Source organism: Lacinutrix himadriensis, assembly GCF_001418105.1.
GTDB lineage: Bacteria > Bacteroidota > Bacteroidia > Flavobacteriales > Flavobacteriaceae > Oceanihabitans > Oceanihabitans himadriense.
Window position 1 is genome coordinate 1 of the sequence record NZ_LIQI01000026.1, and the last position, 3,902, is coordinate 3,902.

A 3,902-nucleotide genomic window follows, 5' to 3' on the forward strand; every position below is an offset into this window, starting at 1 on the left:
ATGTGTGTCTGTTGTAAACCCTTTATCTGTAAAGCGATTTATCCAGATGAAATTAGCCAAAGTAAAGACCGATAAGAGTGATTCTAAAGCCATTTGTGAATATGGACAAATGAATGATGTTCCTCTTTACACAGCTTTAAATGAAGTTCAGAGTGAGTGCTTGCAACTCTTTAGATTGCTGGATAGTTACATAAAATACCGAACGGCATCGAAGAATAAACTTCATGGTGAAGAAACCTTAGGAATACCTTCCAAGTTTGTGTATCGTTCTTTAAAGCGAAACGTTAAGCATTTGCAAAAGGAGATTACCGCGATAGAAGAGCGTCTATTAGATTTAGTTAAACAAGAGCAGCAACATCAACTGACATTATTAAAAAGCATCCAAGGAATGGGTGTGAAAACAGCTTTGTTTTTAATAGTAGTAACTGATGGATTTAAAAAATTTGAAACGGCATCACAACTGTGTAGTTATGTCGGTATTACACCAACTATACGAAAATCAGGAAGCAGTGTTCGCGGACGAAGTAGAATAAGTAAAGTAGGGAATAAGAAACTAAGAAATCTGCTATTTTTATGTGCATTTTCGGCATGTAAGTACAATAAGGCTTGTAGAGAGATTTATGAACGATTGGTGGCCAAAGGAAAGAGTAAAAAACTTGCGTTAATAGCAGTTGCAAATAAGTTATTAAAGCAAGCATTTGCTATTGCTAAATCAGGATTGCCATATTGTGAAAATCACGTTTCAGTATTGCCTAAATAGTAAAGAATTACATAAAATATAAAAGGCGCAAAACAATAAAATTATTTTGAGCCAAAACTAATAATGTCTAAAATTAACGAAGAAAAGAGTTGTTTTTTACCTCAGTTCTTTGTTAGGCACAGTATTTTATTCAATATTTTAAGCAAGGTTCAATGTTAATTGTAAAAGGAATTATATAATTTCCGCTATTTTCATTTCCTGTTTCAGTAACAGAACCATCATCATTTATAATTATTGGTTGAAAGTCAAGATTTCTTTTTTCTAAATATAATTTCCCATTTTCCCCTTCAAATACTGAATGAGCATCATTCCCGTTTAGACTTTTAAAATACTTAAAGCAATCAAGGTCTCTAGGTAAACTGAAGCCATATTCAATATATTCTTTATCTAAATATTTACTGTCAAAAACGAGTTCGTACCTCTCATATTCTCTTTTTATTATAACAGAACCTTCTTTTAAAATTTCATATTTTCCTTTTCCAAAAGTGCGAAGGTGTTCATCAGTGTTTTTCGTAACTCCTTCCCTGTGATTGCCAAATTCATCCAAAAAGGTGTCTTCGTACAGGTCTTGTTCAGCATCATTAATATGTAATCCGTCTGAACTAAAATGCTCTGTTATTAAGAAATCTTTGGTCAATTCTTTGATGTCATCAATTATGTTTCTGTCAATATTTAATTTGGAAATATTTTTAAGCATAATAGTTGTAACAGAATCAAATCTCACTTTTTTAAATTCAATTTCAACAGTATCAATCATAGATTTTTTGTTAATACCATAAATCTGATTTACGCCAACTTTGTCATTTCGAGAACTTAAACCAACTGGTTTATAATCTCCATATTTTAAAGGCAATAATTGAGTTTTTAGATTATCAAGTTGAATACCATTTAAGTTATCTTTTAATATAACAATTTTATTGTGTTTTATTCCATATAATTTTTTGGTTGTTTTCTGGTTTTCATAGATAACGTGTGTGCCTGAATCTGTTTCATTATATGCTGAATTTATCAAAATGGTTCCATCACTAAATCCAATGTTCTCATCGTGTACTGTTTGAACATAAGTAGAATTTATTAGCTCTCGAACTCCATATGATATTGTTGTAATTTGCTTTTTTCTTGCATACTCAAATCCTTTTATGGTCATCTTTATTCTATCCTCGATATTTGGATAGCAAGATTGATTGGATTCCGATTTAAAATCATCAAATACTTTAAATACATTGTAAGCTGGCGTAATATCTAATTTGTATAATTGTTCAGCAGCAAAAAAATCCGCTTGAAGTTCGGACTCTACTAATATATTAGAATTTTCTTTACAATTTCTAATTTTCAAATTATCAGAACCAAGAAAATGCCCTAACTCGTGAAAAATAACAAACAGTAGATTAAAAAAATCTTCGTCATTTTTACTCCAATTGAAGAAGAAGTCCTCTCCGCTATCGAACATTAAAAATTTATTTGCAGAATATTTATTAAAATATTCTTTGAAATATTCTTCAGAATATCTTACTCGTATTTGTTCCCTTATTCCTTTTTGTGGTATCTCTGGGCTAATTTTAGCAATAGCCATTGGTCGCGCTAAAGTTTTCTTAGATTTACCTTTAAACTTTTTAAATAAAATGTTTTTATCTCGGACATTAGCGATATCAGCAGCTTTGTTAAAAACTAATACAAAAAGAGAATCAATATCTTCTACTTCTAAATATTCTGATTCGTCTAAAAATCCAATAAAACCACATTCATTATTAATTGGTTCTTGGCAAAAAGATAGAGTAGATATTAGTAGAAATATAAAAAAGAATAGATAATTATTCGAAAACCAAATTTTCATAAGCTAAGATGTTGTATTCTGATTTAAAAGTTTTCACATACAATGCTATAGCAGCTTCTTTGGCTAGGCTCTTTAAAATTTCATTGGCTAAAGCAATTAATATATCATTATTCGGAGAAAATCCACTTTCGACTTCTGTGTATAGATTTTGTAATTCTTTGATTTGATTATCTATTTGATTAAAATCTTTACTATAATCATTGTACTTTATTTCTTTCCCACTTTTTATTTTTTTTGCGATAGATTCTACTAATTCACTTTGAGACATTTTAATATTATCATATTTAGCAATCATTGATGTGTAATTATCATCCTTAGAAATTCCATCGTAAAATTCTTTAATTTGCAGTCCTAAATCCTCAGTGCTTGTCTTATTTATACCCAAGGCACTATAAAACTTGTCTGGTTGGTCAAAATTAGATAATTGACCACCTACTGAAAGTAACAGTTTCGCACAAGATGTAAATAGAACTAATGATAATAGAACTAAAATGGTTGATTTTTTCATAATTGGTTGTTTTTAAATTGGTTATAAATATATGTTTTTTATTCTTTTATAAGTAATGACCAAAAATGATTGTAAATAACAATGTTCAATGCACGGACTCATATTGTGCCTAACGGTCTTGTATAAAAAGAGTTGCGTTTTTGCGTGCGAGGAATTTCCGTAGGAAATTCAGATGTAGCAAAAGTGCAACGACTTTTAAATTTAGTTCTCAATATAGCAATTTTTTTTATGCGTTGTTACATAATTTACCGACACATTTGAGTAATCACGTTTGCTTAGATCTTTGAAGCAAGAGTGGTTTATTCCGAGTTTGAGTGATCAATCTTTACCTTTGATTTAATAATTCCGCAAACTAACTCTAAAATCCGTTAGAGTAAGAAATTCCGCAAGAGTGAGAATCCAATTTATGATAAATTCAGAGTTTGAGTAAGCAACTATTCAGAGTTTGAGTGATGGAAATTCCGAGGAATTTATTTTTTAGAAATTCGGTTTTGATAGGAGTTGCGATTTTCGGAGGTATTTTATGTAACGGTCTTGTATAAAAAGAGTTGCGTTTTTGCGTGCGAGGAATTTCCGTAGGAAATTCAGATGTAGCAAAAGTGCAACGACTTTTAAATTTAGTTCTCAATATAGCAATTTTTTTTATGCGTTGTTACATAATTTACCGACACATTTGAGTAATCACGTTTGCTTAGATCTTTGAAGCAAGAGTGGTTTATTCCGAGTTTGAGTGATCAATCTTTACCTTTGATTTAATAATTCCGCAAACTAACTCTAAAATCCGTTAGAGTAAGAAATTC

Annotated in this window: 3 protein-coding genes; 1 reads left to right on the forward strand and 2 read right to left on the reverse strand. The window is 30.2% G+C overall.

Annotated features, from left to right (window positions below; translation table 11 throughout):
- The coding region (locus AMD28_RS13165; RefSeq protein WP_055444615.1) for an IS110 family RNA-guided transposase at positions 1-760 on the forward strand (760 nt) is incomplete at its 5' end.
- Between the two features lie 130 nt (positions 761-890).
- On the opposite strand, the gene AMD28_RS13170 is transcribed toward AMD28_RS13165, so the two are convergent.
- Together AMD28_RS13170 and AMD28_RS13175 are read right to left on the reverse strand one after the other, a co-directional pair.
- Positions 891-2,594, reverse strand: coding sequence for an ImmA/IrrE family metallo-endopeptidase (locus AMD28_RS13170; RefSeq protein WP_055444616.1), 1,704 nt, complete (start codon positions 2,592-2,594; stop codon positions 891-893).
- Positions 2,572-3,102 (reverse strand): hypothetical protein, encoded by a 531-nt coding sequence (locus AMD28_RS13175; protein WP_055444617.1) that lies wholly within the window; start codon positions 3,100-3,102, stop codon positions 2,572-2,574. Before AMD28_RS13175 ends, AMD28_RS13170 begins: the two co-directional genes overlap by 23 nt.
- Between the last annotated feature and the right edge of the window lie 800 nt (positions 3,103-3,902).